The 21,157-nt window shown below is 68.3% G+C and carries 15 protein-coding genes; 8 read left to right on the top strand and 7 right to left on the bottom strand.

Features of this window, described 5'->3' with window-relative positions; translation table 11 throughout:
- Window positions 1–517: 517 nt before the first annotated feature.
- The 6 genes from JWQ81_RS27365 to JWQ81_RS27340 all read right to left on the bottom strand — a co-directional run bounded on the left by JWQ81_RS27365 (window position 518) and on the right by JWQ81_RS27340 (window position 9,604).
- The gene (locus JWQ81_RS27365) at window positions 518–2,458 is read right to left on the bottom strand and encodes a VanW family protein (protein WP_297545941.1); all 1,941 of its coding nucleotides are present in this window, start codon (window positions 2,456–2,458) and stop codon (window positions 518–520) included.
- A gap of 19 nt (window positions 2,459–2,477) precedes the next feature.
- On the bottom strand, window positions 2,478–4,388 hold the full coding sequence (locus JWQ81_RS27360) for an NHL domain-containing thioredoxin family protein (protein ID WP_297545939.1): 1,911 nt from the start codon (window positions 4,386–4,388) through the stop codon (window positions 2,478–2,480).
- 117 nt (window positions 4,389–4,505) lie between these two features.
- A complete protein-coding gene (locus JWQ81_RS27355; RefSeq protein ID WP_297545937.1) occupies window positions 4,506–6,821 on the bottom strand; it encodes an oxidoreductase in 2,316 nt (771 codons plus the stop codon).
- Window positions 6,822–6,919: 98 nt separating this feature from the next.
- Window positions 6,920–7,696: an amino acid ABC transporter ATP-binding protein gene (locus JWQ81_RS27350; protein ID WP_297545935.1), complete on the bottom strand. Its 777-nt coding sequence runs from the start codon at window positions 7,694–7,696 to the stop codon at window positions 6,920–6,922.
- The gene (locus JWQ81_RS27345; protein WP_297545933.1) at window positions 7,693–8,646 is read right to left on the bottom strand and encodes an amino acid ABC transporter permease; all 954 of its coding nucleotides are present in this window, start codon (window positions 8,644–8,646) and stop codon (window positions 7,693–7,695) included. The genes JWQ81_RS27350 and JWQ81_RS27345 overlap by 4 nt, the downstream gene beginning before the upstream one ends.
- 13 nt (window positions 8,647–8,659) lie before the next feature.
- On the bottom strand, window positions 8,660–9,604 hold the full coding sequence (locus JWQ81_RS27340; protein ID WP_297545931.1) for an ABC transporter substrate-binding protein: 945 nt from the start codon (window positions 9,602–9,604) through the stop codon (window positions 8,660–8,662).
- A gap of 126 nt (window positions 9,605–9,730) precedes the next feature.
- Here JWQ81_RS27340 and JWQ81_RS27335 point away from each other — a divergent pair, with 126 nt between their 5' ends.
- The 4 genes from JWQ81_RS27335 (at window position 9,731) to JWQ81_RS27320 (ending at window position 14,966) form a co-directional block, all read left to right on the top strand.
- Complete coding sequence (locus JWQ81_RS27335; protein WP_297545929.1) at window positions 9,731–11,389, top strand: DUF2079 domain-containing protein; 1,659 nt, start codon at window positions 9,731–9,733, stop codon at window positions 11,387–11,389.
- Between the two features lie 98 nt (window positions 11,390–11,487).
- A complete protein-coding gene (locus JWQ81_RS27330) occupies window positions 11,488–13,140 on the top strand; it encodes a circularly permuted type 2 ATP-grasp protein (RefSeq protein WP_297545927.1) in 1,653 nt (550 codons plus the stop codon).
- A 39-nt stretch (window positions 13,141–13,179) separates the two neighbouring features.
- Window positions 13,180–14,127 carry an alpha-E domain-containing protein gene (locus tag JWQ81_RS27325; RefSeq protein WP_297545926.1) on the top strand — a complete coding sequence of 316 codons (948 nt, stop codon included), beginning with the start codon at window positions 13,180–13,182 and terminating at the stop codon, window positions 14,125–14,127.
- Window positions 14,124–14,966 (top strand): transglutaminase family protein, encoded by an 843-nt coding sequence (locus JWQ81_RS27320; protein ID WP_297545925.1) that lies wholly within the window; start codon window positions 14,124–14,126, stop codon window positions 14,964–14,966. Before JWQ81_RS27325 ends, JWQ81_RS27320 begins: the two co-directional genes overlap by 4 nt.
- A gap of 60 nt (window positions 14,967–15,026) precedes the next feature.
- On the opposite strand, the gene JWQ81_RS27315 is transcribed toward JWQ81_RS27320, so the two are convergent.
- On the bottom strand, window positions 15,027–16,454 hold the full coding sequence (locus JWQ81_RS27315) for a M20/M25/M40 family metallo-hydrolase (protein WP_297545923.1): 1,428 nt from the start codon (window positions 16,452–16,454) through the stop codon (window positions 15,027–15,029).
- Between the two features lie 361 nt (window positions 16,455–16,815).
- Between JWQ81_RS27315 and pdhA the strand changes: the two genes are divergently transcribed.
- From pdhA to JWQ81_RS27295, 4 genes are all read left to right on the top strand, one after another.
- Entirely contained in the window at window positions 16,816–18,024 is a 1,209-nt protein-coding gene (pdhA, locus tag JWQ81_RS27310; protein WP_297545921.1) for a pyruvate dehydrogenase (acetyl-transferring) E1 component subunit alpha, read from the top strand.
- Window positions 18,024–19,022 carry an alpha-ketoacid dehydrogenase subunit beta gene (locus JWQ81_RS27305; protein WP_297545920.1) on the top strand — a complete coding sequence of 333 codons (999 nt, stop codon included), beginning with the start codon at window positions 18,024–18,026 and terminating at the stop codon, window positions 19,020–19,022. The genes pdhA and JWQ81_RS27305 overlap by 1 nt, the downstream gene beginning before the upstream one ends.
- A gap of 9 nt (window positions 19,023–19,031) precedes the next feature.
- A complete protein-coding gene (locus tag JWQ81_RS27300; protein ID WP_297545919.1) occupies window positions 19,032–20,387 on the top strand; it encodes a dihydrolipoamide acetyltransferase family protein in 1,356 nt (451 codons plus the stop codon).
- A 152-nt stretch (window positions 20,388–20,539) separates the two neighbouring features.
- Entirely contained in the window at window positions 20,540–21,133 is a 594-nt protein-coding gene (locus JWQ81_RS27295; protein WP_297545918.1) for a TetR/AcrR family transcriptional regulator, read from the top strand.
- The last annotated feature ends 24 nt before the right edge of the window (window positions 21,134–21,157 follow it).

Here is a 21,157-nt window from a genome sequence, read left to right as displayed (position 1 = left end):
TCTTGTGTCGTATGTGTGGGTCCGCGACGCCTCAGTGGGTGCCGGGTGATGTGGACTGGCTCCGTTTTACCGCGGCAGGGACGGGTGGTGTGGGGGAAGGGATTCTGAAGGTCGGTTGGGGTGGCTGGGTGGTGTCGGTGTGGCTGGTGAGGTTCTTGAGGTCAGGGGGTGTGGTCGGCTGTCGGTGAATGTGGGACTCGTCGGCCTGAACGTGGGACTCGCCGGGCCGGAGTGTGGGACTCGTCGGCCTGAACGTGGGACTCGCCGGGCCGGAGTGTGGGACTCGCCGATGTGCTGTGCGAGTCCCACGTTCAGAGAGGGCGAGTCCCACACTCAGACAGACGAGTCCCACACCCAGCTCCGGACACCGGCATTCGCCGTACACCGTCCCGGCCCTTGGTGCGGTAAAACGCAGCCAGTCCACAGCAACCAGCACCCACACATACGACCGAAGAACCACAAAAGTGCCCGCCCGCCCCTCGCAACTCGACGGCGAGTTGCGGTCGTCCGGCGGGGGTTAGGCGCAGAGGGTGATGGGTTTGGGGGCGTAGGTGGCGGAGTGGGTCTCGCGGCGGACTTCGGTGCCGCCCAAGTCCGACAGGACACGCTGGTCGGACGTGCTGAAGCCCCAGGCACCGTCCGACGGCACGCACGTCGGACCCGACTCGAACTGGACCGTCGGGGAGATCAGGTTCGACTCGCCGCCGCTGAGGCTGGCCACCTGGAACCGCCGCGTGCCCCAGATCTTGACCGTCACCGAGCCGCCCGACACCGACGCCTCGAGCGCGACGCCGGTCGGCGCGTCGTCGAGGAACTTCAGGTCGACGGGTGTTCCGGAGCTTTCCATCGCCTTCGCGTCGCGCGCGACGGGATAGCGGTCGAGGTAGTAGGCGTGCTCGGCGTGGTCGACGTCCTTCAGTCCGGCGAGGTACTCGGCGTTGTACAGCGCGCTGGCGAGCGCGGAAATCCCGCCGCCGATCAGGGTCGGGCCGGAGCCGTCCTCGTAGAGCGGCGCCGGCACGTACCCCTGCGCCTCGCTGAACGCGCCTGACCGCGCGTCGAGGCTGAAGGTGCCGCCGGGTTTCACGATCGCGCCCGACACCGCCGCGGCCAACGTGCTGTTGTTCGTCTCGGCGTCACCGGAAAGCCCGGTCGCGGTGTACTCGCCGACGACCTCCTTGATGCCGAGCGCGTTCGCCGCCTCCGTCGTGACGCTGGGCTTGGTCGCGTCGTAGGCGACGTTCAGATCCCGGCCGGACGACTTCTTGAGCACGTCGACGAGCGGCAGGAAAGTGTTGGGCCAGTTGATTTTCCGGGCGTCGACGGACGGCTGCACGGTCGGCTGGCCGCCGGTGAACACGATCTGCGCGTCCTTGCTCGGCAGTTCGGTGGGGTTCAGGTCCTGCTGCACCGCGAGCTGCAGCTTCTGCTGGTCGATCCGCACCTGGAGCTGGCCATCGTCCTGCGGCGCGAACTGGAACGAGTCGGCGATGGCGGCCGGTTTCAGCACCGTGTCCTTGCCCTTGCCGTGCAACGTGACCGGGCCCGCGACAGCGGGCGCGACGATGTCGTCGAGCGCGCTCTGCACCCCCGCGGAGGTGGCCTTGACCGGGGTGATGCTCAGCCGGAGCGTGACCCCGCCGGAGCTGAGCCAGCCCGCGGTGAGCGCTTGGACGGCGGCGCCGACGTCCTGCAGCACCTGCCCCTGCCGGGGCTCGACGGCGTACGGCCGCACCAGCCCGTCACCCGGCAGCGCGCGGAATGCGATGTTGCCCTCGGCGGACTGGTGGTCGAGCTGCGTGTCCGCCAACGTCTTGACGGCCTGGGTGAGCACGTTCGGCGAGGTCGAGGTGACCACGCCGACCTCGTGGCTGGTGAAGAACGACGTAACCCGCTCGATCGGGTTGAGCGACTGGTGCCCGGCCTGGTCGAGGGTGGCAGGCCAGTCGAGACCGAGGCCGGACGTCGTGGGGTTCAACCGCGCCTGGACGTCACCGGCATGGATCGCGACCGGCTGCGTCAGCCGCGGTTCCAGCTGCTGGCGCAGCTTGGCTTCGGCGTCCTGGCGAGTCAGGCCGCCGACGTCGATGCCGGCGACCGTCACCCCGCGCGGCACCTTGTCCGCGCTGATGACCATGTCCGCGGCGTAGAGCAGCAGGAGGGCGCCGAGCGCCCCGCCGGTGATCATCAACGCCCTGGCGAAACCCCGGCGCAGCCGCGTGACGGGCACGAACTCGGTGAACGGCTCGTCGTCGGCCGCGAACAGCTCGTCGACCAGCGCCAGGCCGTCCGGCAGTGGCTCGTCAAAACCGGGCTCGTCAAAACCGGGTCCGCCATAGGCAGGTTCGCCGTACCCGGTGAGCATCGGGGCTTCCGGGATGACGTCGGTATACGACGTGGGCGCGCCGAAGGTTTCGGTGTCGGCGTCCGGGTTCAGCCCGTCGAGATGCTCCCGCACTGCTGCCCTCCGCGTCCCGCTACTGGTAGAGACCGGTGCGGCCGCGCCCATTTCCGATGCCCCCGGCCACCTGCCCATGGTACTGAGCAGAACCCTCCGGAGCGCCCCCCATCATGAGGGAAAGTACGTGCTCGCCCTCGGCCGAAAGGCGTACCGGAACGCCCCAATCCTGGCGGGTCACGCGGCAGACGGGGTGTTCGGAACCGTCGTCGCAGCTCGCCGCCTGCGCGACGACCTGCAGTACGCCCTCGGTGAACCCCTCGGCGAACCGGATCTTCCGGGTGAGGTCGGTGCCCACCCCGGTGCCGTCGACCAGCAGTTCCGGCGGGGACGCGCTGACCTCCAACCGCGTCGACGGGCCGTAGCGGTCGTCGAACTTCTCGCCGGGAGGCGGGGTGAAGACGACGCTCAGGTCGAGCTCACCGGGCGCGAGGATGGTCGGCGGCCGCCGGACGGCATGGGCGGCACCGGCAACGCTGGTCGAATCGCCTTCGCCGATCCGGGTCAGCCGGTGCCCCGCGGACTCGACCGCGATGAGCTCGCCCTCGTGCACGAGGAGCCCGGACGGCTCGGACAGCCCGGTGGCGATCGTCGAAACGACCTGGAGGAGCGGGTCGTAGCGGCGGATCGCGCCGTTGTAGGTGTCCGCGATCGCGATCGTGCCACCGGGGAGGACGGCGAGGCCGAGCGGGTGCTGGAGCAGCGCATCGGCGGCCGGCCCGTCGATATGGCCGAACGAGAAGAGGTCGATGCCGACCGCGGTGTGCACGGCGAAGTCGCCGTCCCCGTCCGCTTCGATCCAGCGCAATGCCGAAGTCTCGGCGTCAGCCAGCCACAGCTTGTCGTCCGTCGCGGCGAGCCCGGACGTCTGCGCGAAATGCGCTTCGGACACCGGCCCGTCACGCAGCCCCTCGACGGTCGTGCCGGCGAAGCGTTCGATGCCGCCGGTCAGCGGGTCGAACACGCTCAGCGTGTGGTTGCCGGCCATCGCCACGACCACCCCGCCCGCGGGTGCCCACCACGTGACGTCCCACGGGCTGCTGAGGTCGACGTCGAGTGCTTTGCCGCTGGACAGGCCGTTGCGCCACTGCTTCGACGTGCCCGCGACCGTGGACACCTCGCCGGTGTTGAGGTCGATGCCGCGCAACAGGTGACCGGCGATGTCCGCGACGACGACGTGGTAGCCGACGCGCTCGGCGACGTCGGAGGGCAGCACCGCGATCCCGGCGGGCTCAGTGAAGCTCGCACGGTCGAAAGCGCCGTCGACGGCTCCGCGTTCTCCGCTGCCGAAGCGGCGGATGACGGTCTCGCCGTCCGACGCGAACTCGACGACGGAGTGGTTTCCGGTGTCGGCGACCAGTACGCGTCCTTCGACGGTCGTAACGGCCTTGCTCGGGAAGCGGAGCTCGTTCTGCTTCTCCTCCGCAGGCACATACGGGCTTCCGCCGCGGCGCAACGTTCCCTTGGCATCGTGCTTCTCGACGAGGTCCGCGATGACCCGGCGCAGCGCCTCGACGTGCCCCTCGCCAGCGGCGACGTGGACGACGTAACCCTCGGGGTCGACGATCACCAGCGTCGGCCATGCCTTGACGGCGTACTGCGACCAGGTGGTCATTTCCGGGTCGTTGAGGACCGGGTGGTGCACCTCGTAGCGCCGGACCGCGGCCTCGATCGCCGCGACCTCGCCCTCGTGCAGGAACTTGGGCGAATGCACACCGATGGTGACGAGCACGCCTTCGAACTCGGCCTCCAGCGGCCGCAGTTCGTCGATCACGTGCAGGCAGTTCACGCAGCCGCTGGTCCAGAAATCCAGCAGGACGATGCGTCCTCGCAGGTCAGCGAGCTTGATCGACTGGCCGCCGGTGTTGAGCCAGACGTCGCCTGCCAACTCGGGGGCGCGTACGCGCGCTTGGGGTCTTACGGAAGTCACACCGTGAGTCAACTACATACGGTCGCGCGGTGTTCCGTCCAACCAGCCTGTGGGAGCCGGATCCCACCCTCACGGGTGGGTTCTGGCGGGTTCTGTCGGGCTTTCGGGGGACAAAGTTCACGAGTTGCGGCGGAGCATGTTGCTGACGCCGGCGGCGGTGGTGGTGGCCAGGATCCAGCCCATGGACGTGATGCCCGCGGCCACCCAGTTGTCGACGCCGGCCATGTACCAGCGCGTCTTGTTGCCGAAGTCCACGATGGGCACCAGCAGGTCGGCGGTGTAGATCACCGGGTTCCACTGCATGCCGGTGTCCTGGTTGTTCACCAGGCACCGCGGCCCACTCACGGCGTACTTCACCGTGTCGTGCACGCAGACGTCCGTGCCGAGGGCGAACCAGATGCTGCCGAACACCAGCAGCGCCAGCAGCCAGCCCAGCGCACGCACTGGGCGGTAGCCGTAGCCGACCATCGAGCGCTGCAGCCAGCTCCACAGCCGGACACCCGGCCCGAAGATCTTGAAGCCCTGCGCCAACGCCTCATAGCGGAACTGCTGCTTCTTCAACAGGACCGTGGACGCGTGCTCTTCGTTTCCGCTCGCCCTCATCGTCGACGCGAGCTGGTCGTACGGTCCGGGTCGGTAGCCGTCCATCGCCTTGCGCAGCAACACGATCCGCCGGTCGAGCGACTTGTCGTCGTCGAGCTTGATGGCGACTTTCAAGGCGTCGTAACGGAAGTCCTCGAGTTCGATCCCGCCTGTCGACGCCCAGAATGCCTCGTTGTCGTCGAGCGTGCCGCAGCGGGCACGACGCAACCCCAGCCGGCCGACCGGTGGCACGGCCGGTGTCAGCAGGAACTCGTCGGCACGAACATCACTCGCGTCGAGCGCGATTCCGTCGCGCGGGTGCGAACCGAGCACCGCACCCCGCAGGTCGACGCGCCGGGCGATGGTCGCGCCGTCGAGGTTGACTCCGCCCTGCGCCTGGAACGGGCGGCCCTTGTTCTCGGTGAGCACCAGGTCCCGGCCGATCCGCGCGGTGCGGACGTCGAGGGAAAAGCTGCTGGCGTCCCGCATTCCGGGCGCGGTCACCATCGTGCCGTAGAGGTTCACGCTGCCGCCGACCTCGACGCCCTGCAGCCGCAGCGTGCCTTCGATGGTCGCGTCGGTGAGCTGCAGGTTCCCCGCGATCTTCGTGCGCCGCGCGGAAACCACGTCCCGGCCGGGATGGCTGAAGATCGCGTTCCACGCCAGCAGGTTCCCGCCGATGGTGACATCGGACAGTCGCAACTGGCCGATCGGCACGCGCAGGCTGGTCGCTTCGACGTCGCCGCTGATCTCACTGCCGTCGAGATGCAGCGCGCGGTCGTAGTGCGGCGTGCTTTCCCGCCGCGCGACGGTGATCTCCGCGTTCGCCAGCCGCAGCGACCCGCCGACGCGCGCGTTGACCATCCGGACCGTGCCGAGCGCCTGGAAACCGTCGCTGAGCTCGAGATTCCCGTCGACCCGCAGGCGATCGGCGACGAGCGCGGGCCGAGGGTCGAGGTACGGGTCGTTGGACTTCCACGCGTCGACGACGATCGGGCCGTCCTGCTGGACGCCGAGTTTGGCCTCCCGCATGATGATGTCGCTGTCCACCCGCGCGCTCGGCAGGAAAAGGATGCCGTCACAGGAAAACCGCTGACGTTGGGCCGCCGGACCATAGTTGTCGACCTCGCACAACAGGCTTCCGCCGATGTGCAACCCGTTGCCGTTGAACGCGAACCCGTGCGGATTGCTCAGCGTGGCACCGGAAAAGTTGACGTTACCGCCGGTGCGCAGGCCAGGCAGGCGGACCTCGCCGTTCGCGACCATGCGATAGGCCAGCAGCGCACCGGAAATCGTCAGCCGGTCGCCCTGGATCGCCTTGCCCTGCGGATGCGAGATCACCGTGCGGGTGAGGACCATCGAGCCCTCGATCACCGCGTCGGTCAGGTTCACCGCGGCGTTCGGCACCCCGCGCTCATGGTCGTCCCCGCGCTGGACGGTCGTATCCTCGATCTCCGAACTGTCGGCGTCGACCTCCACGACACTGCGGATCAGCCGGACATCGTTGCGGCTGCGCAGGTTGCGGGCCTTCAACCCGGGCAACCAGCACTTGCGGAACGTCAAGCCCAGCAGCTTCGCCTCGCGCACGTCCGGTGAATGCTCGAAGCGGCAGCGTTCGAAGCGGAAAAGGTAGTCGAGATCGGCCGCGCGCAGATCGAGCGTCCCGGTGATGTAGGCGTCCTCGACCAGCACGATCGGCGCGTTCGTCGCCTGCTTGCGCCAGCGCCGCAGCCCGCTGGAGTCCGGCTCGATCAACGGCCGGAGCAGGTCGGACGCCCTGAGCTCGTAGCGCCTGTCCGGCACACCGGCGAACGGGTCGAGCTGCGGAAGCCCGGTATCAGTGGTCGACACGATGGCCCCCCTGCTCGACTGCTCGTGAAAGTTCCCTCAGGGCTCTCACCTTAAGGTGCGACGCACGCCACAGAGGTGGCCTTGAGGGAAACTTAGGGTCAGCGCTCGTTCGGATTCAGCACCCGCGCCAGGAACGATTTCGTGCGCTCGTGTTTCGGGTCCCCGATCACCTGTGCGGGCGGGCCCTGCTCGACGATGACCCCGCCGTCCATGAACGCCACGGTATCCGCGACCTCACGGGCGAACTGCATCTCGTGGGTGACCACGACCATCGTCATGCCGTCCTTGGCGAGCTGCCGCATGACGCCCAGCACGTCGCCGACGAGCTCCGGGTCCAGCGCCGACGTCGGCTCGTCGAACAGCATCAGCTTCGGTTCCATCGCCAACGCCCGCGCGATCGCCACACGCTGCTGCTGTCCGCCCGACAGCTGCCCGGGGTACGTCGACTCCTTGTCCGCGAGGCCGACCCGTTCGAGCAGTTCACGGCCGCGCTCGCGCGCCTTCGCCTTCGACTCGCGGCGCACCTGGACCGGCGCTTCGATGATGTTCTCCAGCGCCGTCATGTGCGGGAACAGGTTGAAGCGCTGGAACACCATGCCGATGTCCTTGCGCTGGAAGGCGACTTCACTTTCCTTGAGCTCGTGCAGCTTGTCCCCGCGCTGCTTGTACCCGACCAGGACGCCGTCGACGTACAGCCGGCCGGCGTTGATCTTCTCCAGGTGGTTGATGCACCTGAGCAGTGTCGACTTGCCCGAACCGGACGGGCCGATCAGGCACAGGACCTCGCGCGGCTGCACCTCGAGATCGATACCCTTGAGCACTTCGAGGCTGCCGAACGACTTGCAGATCCGCTGCGCGGAAACGACCGGGGTCATTGTGACGCCCCTCGGCCGCTCCCGGCGGAACCGAACCTGAACCCGAGCATCCGGGAGCCCCACTTCTGCTTGTCCGCCGTCGCGTAGGTGGAACCACGCGAGAAGCGCTTTTCGATCTGCATCTGGATCAGCGTCAGGATCGAGGTGAAGAACAGGTACCAGACCGCGGCCACGATGAGCAGCGGGATGATCTTGTAGTTCTGCGCGTAGATCTGCTGCACCGCGACCATCAGCTCGAAGTACCCGATGACGACCACCAGCGACGTCGTCTTGAGCATCGCGATCGTCTCGTTGCCGGTCGGCGGGATGATCACCCGCATGGCCTGCGGCAGGATGATGCGCCGCAACGTTGTCGTGCGCTTCATCCCGAGCGCGCCCGCCGCTTCGAGCTGGCCGCTGTCGACCGACGCGATCCCGCCGCGCACGATCTCCGCCATGTACGCGGCCTCGTTGAGCCCGAGTCCGAGCAGCGAAGCCGTGAACAGGTTGATCAGGTCGTTGGTGCTGCTGCTGGCGAACGTCGGCCCGAACGGGATGCCGATGCCGAGCCTGCCGTACGCCGCGCCGAGGTAGTTCCAGAACAGTAGCTGCGTGATCAGCGGAGTCCCGCGGAACAGCCAGATGTAGATCCCGGCGACGCCGGACACCAGCGGGTTCGGCGAAAGCCGCATCACCGCGATGATGATCCCGCCGACCACGCCGATCACCATCGAGATGGCCGTCAGGATCAGCGTGTTCTCGAGGCCCCGGATGATCCGGTCGTCGAACAGGTAGCTGCCGACCACGCCCCATTCCAGGTTGGGGTTGGTGACCACGCTGTGGATGACGATGAACGCGACGAAGAGGATGACCACCCCCGCGATCCAGCGCCCGTAGTGGCGCACCGGGATCGCGCGGATGGGTTCGGCCTCCGACGACGACGCGGAAGACTCCTGGACAGGGCTAGCCACGAAACGTGTCCTCTCAGCTCGCGGGAGCTGGGTTGATCTCCGACTTGGCGATCACGCCGACCGGGTTCAGCTTCCACTTGTCGAGGATCTTCTTGAAGGTCCCGTCGTCGATCAGGGCCTGGACCGCACCCTGGACCGCCTGGTCGTAGGTGCCTTGGCCCTTCTTGATCGCAATGCCGTACGGCGCGCTGTCGTACGGGTCGCCGACGGCCTGCAGGGCGCCGTTGGTCTGCGTGATCGCGTAGTCGATGACCGGCGAGTCGGCGAGCATGGCCTGCGCGCGCTTCGCGGTCAGCGCCAGGTTGACGTCGGTCTGCGCGGTGAGTTGCGACGCGACGATCGCGGGCTTGCCGGCGTCGGTGCAGGTCTTGGACTTCGCCTGGACGTCGTCGGCCTGCGTGGTGCCCTTCTGCACGGCGACGGTCTTGCCGCACAGGTTGTCGAGGCTGAGGTTGTCCGGGTTGCCCTTCAGCACCGCCATCGAGCTGCCGGCCTTGTAGTACGACACCATGTCGACGGTCGCGAGGCGGTCCTTGTTGATGGTGAACGAGGACATCGCGAGCTCGTACTTGCTCGCCGCGAGGCCGGCGATGATGCCGGAGAAGTCGGCGTTCTGGAACTCCATCTGCAGCCCGAGCTTCTGCCCGATCGCGGTGCCCAGGTCGACGTCGAAGCCGACCGCCTTGCCGTTGTCGACGAACTCGTTCGGCGCGTAGCTCTGGTCCTGGCCGACCACGATCTTTCCGTCGGACTTGATCGCGTCGGGGACGAGCGCGGCGAGCTTGTCGTCCTTCGCCTCGACCGGGACCGCACCGGCGGAGGTGCCACCTGCCGCGGCGGGGGTGGACGGGCTCGTGCCGCCGGAGCCGTTGCCGCCCGCGCCGCAAGCCATCGTCATGCCCGCCAACGCGAACGCCGGCAGCAGGGCGAACGCCTTAAGTCTGGTTCCACGGCTCACGTCGTCACTCCTTGTAATGCTTACTGATCGAGTGCACGCATCCTGCCACCGATTACAGCCAGTGCACAGCACCGTCGCGTTACGGCCGAGTTTCGACCCGAGACTCGACCGTTAGGATCCCGCATCATGCAAGCCATCAGGACGGACACGACAAACAAGCAAACCAGGTTGCACTGGGTGATCGGCTTGTTCTCGTTGCTTCCGCTCGCGTATGTCACGCTGCAAGCGGTCCGAGCGCCAAAGCTGAACCTGCTGCTCGACTACTGGGACGTCCTGGCCAAGATCACCACCGACGACGGCTCCTTGCAGCCGCGCATGCTCTTCACCTACAACCTCGAACAGCCGTTCGCCGTCCCCTCCCTGCTGTTCTGGGCCGACGCGCGGTTCTTCGGCGGTGACAACCGGGTCCTCACGGTGCTCACGGTGCTCCTCATGGCCGGCATCGTGGTGCTGCTGAGCCGGATGCTGCCGACCTCGCTCAGCCCGGTGAAACGCGCGGCGCTGACCGTCGGGTTCGCGTTCATCATGCTTTCCACGCACGGCATCGAACTGTGGGTGCAGGGGACCAACGGGATCAGCTGGACGCCCGCCCTGTTCTTCGTCGTGTTGACGGTGTTCCTGATGCATCGCGGCCGGTTCTGGCCGGCTTTCGCCGCTGCCGTGTTCGGCTGCCTTTGTTTCGGCGTCGGGTTCCCGGCTTGGCTCGGACTCGTACTTGTCGCTTGGTTGCGCCGCGAACCACGCTGGAAGGTCCTGGTCTCGGCAGTGGCGGGGATCGCGGTGCTCGCGATCTGGCTGACCACTCGACCGAGCGCACCACAGGCACTGGCGACCTCGTCATTCGACGTGCAGCACCGGCTCGCGGCGATCAGCGCCAGCCTCGGCGCGATGTGGGCGTCCAGCGAAAGCCATGTCGCGACGCTGTTCGCCGTGGGGGTGGGACTGCTGCTCGCCATCCTGCTCGCAGTGTTCGCCGTGGCGGCGGTGCGAGGCCGCTTCACCCCCGCCACGCCTGAACAGAGCGACGAAGCCGGCTGGATCGGACTGGCAACGTGCACCTTGGCTCTCGCGCTGCTCATCGGGCTCGGCCGGACGACGCCGGGGATCAACGTCGGCATGATCAGCCGGTACTCCGTGATCGGCGGACTGGCTCTGTGCTCCGCGCTCACGCTGGTCGCGCTGCGGCGGCCACGTCTGCGCGCCCGGTACGTCCTCGCCGGAGTCGTCGCGGTCAGCCTGGTCACCTACGCGACCGGATACCCCAAGGTCGCCACGGTCAAAACCGGGTACTACGGCTACGGCGCGATCGAAGTGGCCCTGCGGGTCGACGCGCCTGGGGCGCTGACGGCGCTGCAGGTCAACCCCGAGGTGGTCCCAGCCGCCCGCGCACTGGGCATGTACCCCCTGACCGGCAGCTTCAGCCTCGACTGCCACGGCTACGAACTCGGTTCGCAGATCAACTTCGGCGGCATCAAGCCGCTGCCGGGTCCGCACGCTCCGGGGGTGACCAAGGGCGTCCTCGACACGCCGCCGGTCCGCGGCGACGCGCTGCTGTCCGGCTGGGCCGTGGTCGCCGACACCCATCCCGACTGCGTGCTCGTGCTGGACGAATCCGGCAAGGTCGTCGGCTCCGGGATCACCGGGGTCAGCAGGCCCGACGCGGTCCGGCTGACCGGAGGCGACGCCAATGCGGGCTGGCGGGCCGTCGCCGCACCGAACTCGACCGCATCGAGGATCGTGCTCGTAGCCGGCGGCACGCTCTACGGCGTCGACGCGACGCCCTGATGACCGGCACCCGCGACGCGCGAGGGACCACCCGGTAACCGGCTGCTAACCGGGTCGCAACAAGAAGGTGTCGCGTCCGAGCGCCCGGGTGAGCGAGGATGACGCTCATGACCAACAACGCCGCACCTCGGCTGCCACCCGGGGGACGCCGGGCACGGACCTCCCGGGGGACCCGCCGGGGCCTTCCCGGGGCCCAGTTCGATGGGTACCTCTCGCCGGACCGGCCCCACGAAGGCGCCTACGACGAGATGTTCGCGCCCGACGGCACCGTGCGGGGCCCGTACCGCGCGTTGTACGAGTCCATCGCGGGGCTCGACGGCTCCGAGCTGACGAACCGGGCGCAGGCGTTGGACCGCGCGATGGTCGACCAGGGCATCACGTTCTCGTTGTCCGGCCAGGAGCGGCCGTTCCCGCTCGACCTCGTGCCGCGGGTGGTCGCTTCCGCCGAGTGGACGAAAATCGAACGCGGCGTGGCACAACGCGTCCGCGCGCTGGAAGCGTTCCTCGCCGACATCTACGGCGACATGCAGATCATGCGCGAGGGCGTCCTGCCGCGGCGCCTGATCACGTCGTGTGCGCATTTCCAGCGCGAGGCGTTCGGCATCAACCCGCCCAACGGCGTCCGCATCCACGTGTCCGGGGTCGACCTCGTCCGCGACGAGCAGGGGACGTTCCGCGTTCTCGAGGACAATCTGCGCAATCCGTCCGGGGTTTCGTACGTGATGGAGAACCGGCGCACGATGGCGCGGGTGTTCCCCGACCTGTTCGCGCAGCACCGCGTGCGGCCCGTCGGTGACTACGCTGCGCACCTGCTCCGGTCGCTGCGGGCGGCGGCCGCGCCGAACGTCGCCGACCCGACGGTCGTCGTGCTCACTCCGGGTGTGCACAACTCGGCGTACTTCGAGCACTCGCTGCTCGCGCGGTCGATGGGCGTGGAGCTGGTCGAAGGCCGTGATGTCTTCTGCCGCGACAACATCGTCTACCTGCGCACCACCGAGGGCGAGAAGCCGGTGGACGTGATCTACCGGCGCATCGACGACGAGTTCCTCGACCCGGTGCACTACCGGCCGGACTCCGTCCTCGGTGTTGCCGGCGTGCTCAACGCGGCGCGAGCGGGCAACGTTGTCGTCGCCAACGCGGTCGGCAACGGCGTCGGCGACGACAAGCTCGTCTACACCTACGTGCCGGAGATGGTGAAGTACTACCTCAACGAGAAGCCTCTGCTGCCCAACGTGGACACGTTCCGCTGCTGGCTGCCCGACGAGTTCGACCACGTGCTGGCGCACCTCGACGAGCTGGTGATCAAGCCGGTCGAGGGTTCCGGCGGCTACGGGATCGTGTTCGGTCCGGACGCGAGCGCGACCGAGCTGGCCACGATCCGGCGCAAGGTCAAGGCGAATCGGCGCGGCTGGATCGCGCAACCGGTCGTCCAGCTGTCCACTGTTCCGTCCAAAGTGGACGAACACCTGGCGCCGCGGCACGTCGACCTCCGGCCGTTCGCGGTCAACGACGGCAAGGACATCTTCGTCCTGCCCGGCGGACTGACCAGGGTCGCACTGCCCGAGGGGAGCCTGGTCGTCAACTCATCACAGGGCGGCGGTTCGAAGGACACCTGGGTGCTCGCGACCCGGTCTTCGACGGCCGAACGGGAGCTCGAACAACCCGCGCTCGGCGGGGCGTCCACTTGGGACGGTCTGGCCACCGAGCAGGGCCCGGAACTGACCAGTTCCCAGCAGCAGCAACAGCAGTAATTCCCAGTAGCAAGAACAAAAAGACAGCAAGGGGGTGCCATGCTAGCCCGCAACGCAGAATCCCTGTACTGGATCGGCCGGTACGTCGAACGTGCCGACGACACGGCCCGCATCCTGAACGTCTCCGTCCACCAGCTGCTGGAAGACGCGAGCGTCGACCCCGACCACGCCAGCCGTCAGCTGCTCGCCGTCCTCGGTATCGAGTCCGAAGGCAATGACGAACTCGACGTCTGGAAGCTGACCGAGCTGGTCGCCTACGCCAAGGACAACGCCGCCTCGATCGTCGGCTCGATCAACTCCGCCCGCGAGAACACCCGGGGTGCGCGCGAGGTCGTCTCGACCGAGCTGTGGGAGTGCCTCAACGCGACCTGGAACGCCGTGCCCGACCGGCAGCGTTACGCGCGACGAGCCGGACCGCACGCGTTTCTGTCCTTTGTGGAGGAACGCGCCGCGATGTTCGCCGGGCTCGCCGACTCCACGATGAGCCGCGACGACGGCTGGCTGTTCATGGTGCTCGGCCGCTCGGTCGAACGCGCGGACATGGTCGTCCGGCTGCTGCTTTCGCGCGTCCAGGACAAGGCGTCTTCGCCGGGTTGGATCACCGTGCTGCGGTCCGCCGGCGCGCAGGACACCTACCTGCGTACCTACCGCGGCGCGCTCGACGCCGGCAAGGTCGTCCAGTTCCTGTTGCGCGACAATCTCTTTCCGCGCTCGGTGTTCCACGCGCTGCGGCAGGCCGAGGAGTGCCTCGGTCAGCTCGACACCGGTGGCAAGTCGCGCGGCAACGAGAAGTCCGAGGCGCTGCGGCTGCTCGGCCGGGCCCGCAGCGAGCTGGAGTTCCTGCGCCCGTCAGACCTGCTGGAGGAGCTGCCGACGCGGCTCGTCGCCCTGCAGGCCACGATCAAGGACATCGGCGAGGCGGTCTCGGTGCAGTACTTCAACACGTCACCGTGGGTGGCCTGGCTCGGCGCGGAGGTCTCCCTGTGAGCTGGCAGCTACGGGTGGCGCACAGCACCGGCTACCACTACGAAACCCCGGCCACGCAGTCGTACAACGAGGCGAGGCTGACCCCGCGGTCGGACAGGCGGCAGAACACGGTCGCGACGCGCGTCGAGACCACGCCGTCGACCAGGGCGTACCGGTACACCGACTACTGGGGCACCGTCGTCACGTCGTTCGACCTGCACGCGCCGCACACGGAGTTCACCGTGCTCGCGACGTCGGTGGTGGAGACCGCGGACGTCACCGAGCCGATCCGCACGGCGACCTGGCGCGACCTGCGCAGTGAGACCGTGCTCGACCAGCGGACGGAGTATCTCGGGGCGACGAACTACACCCCGCGAGACCGTGAGCTGAGCGCTGTCGCGCGGGAGCTGCGCAAGGGCGTCGATCCGGCGGACGCGGTGCTCGCGATCTGCGACTGGGTGCACAAGCAGCTCAAGTACCAGCCCGGGACCACCGGCGTGCGCAGCACCGCGACCGACGCGTGGAAGGCGGGCGAAGGCGTCTGCCAGGACTTCGCGCACGTCACGCTGGTGATGCTGCGCGCGATCGGCGTCCCCGCGCGGTACGTGTCGGGGTACCTGCATACGCGGCCGTCGGCGAAGCTCGGCGAGACTGTCGCGGGGGAGAGCCACGCGTGGGTCGACGTGTGGACGGGCGGCTGGTGGGCGTACGACCCGACGAACGGCATCCCGGTCGGCCCGCGGCACGTGTGGGTCGCGATGGGCCGCGACTACGCCGACGTCGCGCCGCTGAAGGGGATCTTCACCGGTGGCGGCCAGTCCACTCTCGACGTCTCCGTCCACCTCACCCGCCTGGCCTAACGTTGTCGTGAAGGCCACCTTCACGACAGATTGCGCAATGAAGGTGGCCTTCACGTCCAGTTAGGACCGGGCGTGGGCGTCCAGGATGTAAGCCACGGACTCGGTGACGCGCTGGGCCTGCTCGAGGTGCAGCCACTCGTTGGGCACGTGGATGTTCGAGTCGGGGCCGAGCGCGCCGGTGACGACGAACTGCGCCGCCGGGTACAGCACGCCGAGCAGCCCCATGAACGGGATCGACCCGCCCATGCCCGTCGACGCGTGCGGCGCGCCGAAGACCTCGTCGCCGACACGCTTGAGCACGTCCGACAGCCACGGCGCCTCCTCGGGCGCGTTCCAGCCGTTCTCCGCCTGCGGTTCGCCCAGCTCGACCTGCGCCGCGTACGGGACGTCCGTGGTCAGCGCCTGCTTCAGCTCGGCCATCGCGGCGGCGGCGTCGGCCGTCGGCGGGAGACGGAAGCTCAGCGTCAACGTCGTCGCGTCGCGCAGCACGTTGCCGGCGTTGGCCGGCTCCGGGAACCCGGACGCGCCGATCACCGACAACGTCGGCCGCCAGGTGTTGTTCAGCAGCAGCTCGAGGTCGTCGTCGACGACGGGCTTGGTGCCCGCGGCCAGTGGGAACATCGTCTTGACCGCACCCGGCGAGAGGTCCGCGGTGGCCTGGATCTGCGCACGTCGCTCAGCCGGGATCTCGACGTTCAACGAGCCGAGCTTGATCTCCCCGGTCTCGGAATCCTCGATGCGCTCGATGAGCCGGCGCAGGATCCGGAACGAGCTCGGCACGATGCCGCTGGCCGAGCCGGAGTGCTGCGCCGAGTCCAGTACACGCACGGTGACGTTGATGTGCAGCATCCCGCGCAGGCTGTTGACCAGCCACAACCGGTCGTAGTCGTTGCCGCCGGCGTCGAGGCAGACCACCAGCGACACCGCGCCGAGGCGGTCGCTCAGGTGCGTCATGTACGCCGGAAGGTCCGGGCTGCCGGACTCCTCGGCGGCTTCGAGCAGGATGACCGAGCGTGCGTGCGAACCGCCGGCGGCGTCCACCGCCTCGAGCGCCGTCATCGCGGCGTAGCCGGAGTAGCCGTCGTCAGCGGCGCCTCGGCCGTACAGGCGGCCATCGCGGACGACCGGCTTCCACGGGTCGAGGCCCTCGGCCCAGCCACCGACCGGCGGCTGTTTGTCGAGGTGGCCGTAAAGCAGCACGGTGCCCTTGTCCTCGGCACCCGGCGTGGCCGGGATGTCGACGAGCAGCACCGGGGTGCGGCCTTCGAGCTGGACGATCTCGAGCTCGGCGCCGGGGATCGCGCGTGAGGTGATCCAGTCGCGGACGTGCTCGACGGCGGCCCGGAGGTGTCCGGAGTTCACCCAGTCGGCATCGAAGGCCGGCGACAGGGCTGGGATTTCCACCAGGCCGGACAGGCTCGGGAGGACCTCTTGGGTCCAGCGCGTGCGGACGGTTTCGCGTACGGTTTTTTGCTCCACGTCCGCCATCCTGCCATCGGACGTCCGGCAGTGCGGCAGGTCACACTCGTGAGCGTTCCGGCCGGTTAGAACCGGCCGCAACACTCACGAGCCCTGGTCGGGACCACGTCAGAGCCACACCGGTCGCCCTACTTTCGGCTCCCCTACCATCGGCCTTCCCATCATTCGCCCTGCTCAGCCGGGGTTTCTCAGCAACGAATCAGCAACCTCCCCTCACCCTCACGGCCTAGGTCGTGCCAGGATGTCGGCGTGAACCGTCAACGCCGATGGTGACCCGAGCGCTTCAGACCCGAATCGCTGGTCGCTGCCGGTGAAGTCGCTGTGGCCGCCACAAGCGGCCGCGCGGCACCGACATCAAGGAGACAAGCGCATGTCGTCCCCCGAACAGTGGACGCACCCGGAACCAGGCGACGGCCCGGCCGCGATTGCGGCGCAACCGACCCCGGAACAGGTGATCGCCGGTTTGCGAGCAACCAGCGAAGGCGGGGCTGAGCTCACACAGCTGCTCACCCCCGAAGGCGAACGAGTGGCGTCGCCGCAGTTCGACAAGTACGTCGACGACGTCGACTTCGAAGCACTGCGCGGGCTCTACCGCGACATGGTGCTGGTCCGCCGCGCGGACCGCGAAGCCAACGCCATGCAGCGCCAGGGCCAGCTGGGCATCTGGGTGCCGCTGCTCGGCCAGGAAGCCGCGCAGATCGGCTCCGGCCGTGCGATGCGCCCGACCGACATGGCCTTCCCCAGCTACCGCGAGCACGGCGTCGCGTACACCCGGGGCGTGGACCTCAAGGAGGTCCTCGGCATCTTCCGGTGCTCCGACCACGCGGGCTGGGACTTCAAGGCCCACGGCTTCCACCCGTACACGATCGTCATCGGCAACCAGGTGCTCAACGCCGCCGGTTACGCGATGGGTCAGAAGTTCGAAGGCAAGGTCGGCGACGACGACGGCGAAGCGACGATCACCTACTTCGGTGACGGCGCAACGAGCCAGGGCGACGTCCACGAAGGCTTCGTCTGGGCCGCGGTCTACGACGCGCCGCTGGTCTTCTTCTGCCAGAACAACCAGTGGGCGATCTCCGAGCCTACCGAGCGCCAGTCGCGCCTGCCGCTCTACCAGCGCGCCCGCGGTTACGGTTTCCCCGGAATCCGCGTCGACGGCAACGACGTCCTCGCCTGCCTCGCGGTCACCCGCTGGGCGCTGGAGGAGTGCCGCCACGGCAACGGTCCAGTGCTGATCGAGGCGTTCACCTACCGGATGGACGCCCACACCACCACCGACGACCCCACCCGCTACCGGCTCTCCGACGAGCTGGAGGAGTGGAAGCTGAAGGACCCGATCGAGCGCGTCCGGGCCTACCTCGCCCGCAACGGCGGCGCCGACCACGACTTCTTCGACCAGATCCAGGCCGAGGCCGACGCCTTCGCCGAAGAGCTGCGCGAGTACTGCTTCAACATGCCGGACCCGCTGCCGGAGCGGATCTTCGCGAACGTCTACGACGAGCCGTCGCCTGTCCTGGACGCGCAGCGCGAGGAATACTTGGCTTATCTCGATGGCTTTACCGCGGTAGGTGAGCACTGATGGCTAACGAAGACTTCCAGAAACTGACCATCGGCAAGGCGATCAACCTCGGCCTGCGCCGCGCGATGGAAGAGGACCCGAAGGTCCTCATGATGGGTGAGGACGTCGGCAAGCTCGGCGGCGTCTTCCGCATCACCGACGGCCTGCAGAAGGACTTCGGCGAGCAGCGCGTCCTCGACACGCCGCTGTCGGAGTCCGGCATCATCGGCACCGCGGTCGGCCTGGCCGTGCGCGGGTTCCGGCCGGTGTGCGAGATCCAGTTCGAGGGGTTCATCTTCCCCGGCTTCGACCAGATCGTCAGCCAGCTCGCGAAGCTGCACTACCGCACCCAGGGCAAGATCAAGATGCCGGTGGTGATCCGGGTTCCGTTCGGCGGCGGAATCGGCGCGGTCGAGCACCACTCGGAATCGCCGGAGTCGCTGTTCGCGCACGTCGCGGGCCTGAAGGTCCTCTCGTGCTCGAACGCTGTCGACGCCTACTGGATGATCCAGCAGGCCATCAAGTCCGACGACCCGATCCTGTTCTTCGAGCCGAAGAAGCTCTACCACTCCGGCAACCTCAAGGCCGAAATCGACACCACGGCCACCCCGGGTCCGCTGTTCGAGTCGCGCGTCGTCCGGCCGGGCACCTCGGCCACCGTCGTCGCGTACGGCCCGTCGGTGAAGGTCGCGCTGGACGCGGCCACCGCCGCCGAGGGCGACGACATCTCGCTCGAAGTGATCGACCTGCGCACCCTGTCCCCGCTCGACCTCGGCCCGGTGTTCGAGTCGGTCCGCAAGACCGGCCGGCTCATCGCCGTCAGCGAGGCGCCTTCGGAGTCGTCGCTGACCTCCGAAATCGCCGCCCGCGTGCAGCAGGAGTGCTTCTACTCGCTGGAAGCCCCCGTGCTGCGCGTGACCGGATTCGACACGCCGTACCCGCCGGCGAAGCTCGAGGAGCACTACCTCCCCGACCTCGACCGGGTGCTGCACGCCGTCGACCGTTCGCTGGCCTGGTGAGGGAAGCAGATGCCTGAGTACAAACAGTTTCCCCTCTCCGACACGGCCGAGGGGCTGACCGAAGCCGACATCCTTTCGTGGCACGTCAAACCCGGCGACACGGTGAAGGTCAACCAGATCGTCGTCGAGATCGAGACGGCGAAAGCCGCGGTCGAGCTGCCGATCCCGTGGGCCGGCGTCGTCACCGAGCTGCACGTCGTCCCCGGCCAGACCGTCGAGGTCGGCACGCCGATCCTGACCATGGACGTCGACCCGGGCGGCGTCGCGAAGCCCGCCCCGGTCGCGGCTCCCGTGGCCGCTGCGGAGCCCGCCGCCGAAGAGGAAATGAAGCCCCTCGTCGGCTACGGCTCGAAGAAGGTCGTCACGACTCGTCGGGCGCGGAAGGGCGGCTCGGAGGCTCCGGCCCCCGTGGCCACACCCGCTCCGGCGGCCGTCGCTCCCGCGGCTCCTGCTCCGGCGGCTCCTGCTCCCACCAACGGCGGGTACGTACCGCTGGCGAAGCCGCCGGTGCGGAAGCTCGCCAAGGAGCTCGGCGTCGACCTGCACGCGCTGAGCGGGTCGGCCGCCGGCGGCGTCATCACCCGCGAGGACGTGCACCAGGCGGCGACCGGGGTCGCTCCCGAAGCCGTTGCGGTCGCACCAGAAGCCGCGGGCTACGACGCGTCGACCCGCGAGCGGCGCGTGCCGATCAAGGGCGTCCGCAAGATGACGGCGCAGGCGATGGTGCTGAGTGCGTTCACCGCTCCGCACGTCACCGAGTTCCTCACCATCGACGTCACGCCGATGATGGAACTGCGCGCACGGCTGAAGGACAGCCGCGCGTTCGCCGGGATCAAGCTGACCCCGCTGGCGTTCGCGGCGAAGGCCGTCTGCCTCGCGGCGAAGCGGACTCCGGACGTCAACGCTGTGTGGGACGAGAAGACGCAGGAGATCGTCTACAAGGACTACGTGCACCTCGGAATCGCCGCGGCTACCCCGCGTGGACTCGTGGTTCCGAAGATCCGTGACGCCGACGCGATGTCGCTGCCGCAGCTCGCCGTCGCACTGGGCGAGCTGACCGACACCGCGCGCGCCGGCAAGACCACGCCGGCCGCGATGGCCAACGGCACGTTCACGATCACCAACGTCGGCGTGTTCGGCGTCGACACCGGCACGCCGATCATCAACCCCGGCGAGTCGGCGATCCTGGCCGTCGGCGCGATCCGCGACACCCCGTGGGTCGTCAACGGCGACATCGTGGTCCGCAAGGTGATGCAGCTGTCGCTGAGCTTCGACCACCGCGTCATCGACGGCCAGCAGGGCTCGGAGTTCCTCGCCGACGTCGGCGCGCTCCTGGCCGACCCGGCAGTCGCTTTTACGTTCTGACCAGGGACGTGAAGGCCACCTTCACAACGAATTGCGCAATGAAGGTGGCCTTCACGTCCGGTCGCGCGCATATTCGTTTGACGGAGTGAGTGCTCACTCCGCATACTCGCAGGATGACAGAAGCCCTACCTGCCCGGCAGAGAGCGCCGGGAATGCGTCCAGAAGACCGCCGCGCGATGATCGTGCGTTCCGTACTGCCGCTCGTCCTCGAGCATGGCGCCGCGGTCACCACCAACCAGATCGCCCGCGCCGCCGGCATCGGCGAAGGCACCATCTTCCGCGCGTTCAAGGACAAGGACGAGCTCCTCGACGCCTGTGTGGCCGAGGCGATCAAGCCGGACGACGCCCTCGCCGCGATCGCCGAAATCCCGCTCGACCAGCCATTGTCCGAAAGGCTCGTCGAAGCCGCGGACACGCTCGCCGCGCACCTCCAGCGGATGGGCTCGGTCATGTCCGCCATGCACGCGTCGGGCCGCGCCCACCGCAATCCCGAGGACCGCGCCAAGCGGAAGTCGCAGGGCCGCGGCGGCCGCCGGGACACCATGACCGCGATGCGCGCGGCGATGGCCGACCTTTTCGAACCTGAGCAGGACAAGCTGCGGCTGCCCGCCGAGCAGGTCTCCTCACTGTTTCTCTCGCTGCTCTTCGGTGGCGCCCGTGTCGACGACGAAAGCGCGCCGACGACCCGGCAGATCGTCGACGTGTTCTTGAACGGTGCCGTGGCACCAGAACTGGAGACTGCATGATCCCGGGTGGGGGAGGCGGCCTCG

Source organism: Amycolatopsis sp., from assembly GCF_025464955.1.
Classification (GTDB): domain Bacteria; phylum Actinomycetota; class Actinomycetes; order Mycobacteriales; family Pseudonocardiaceae; genus Amycolatopsis.
This window is presented reverse-complemented; position numbering and strand designations above follow the sequence as displayed.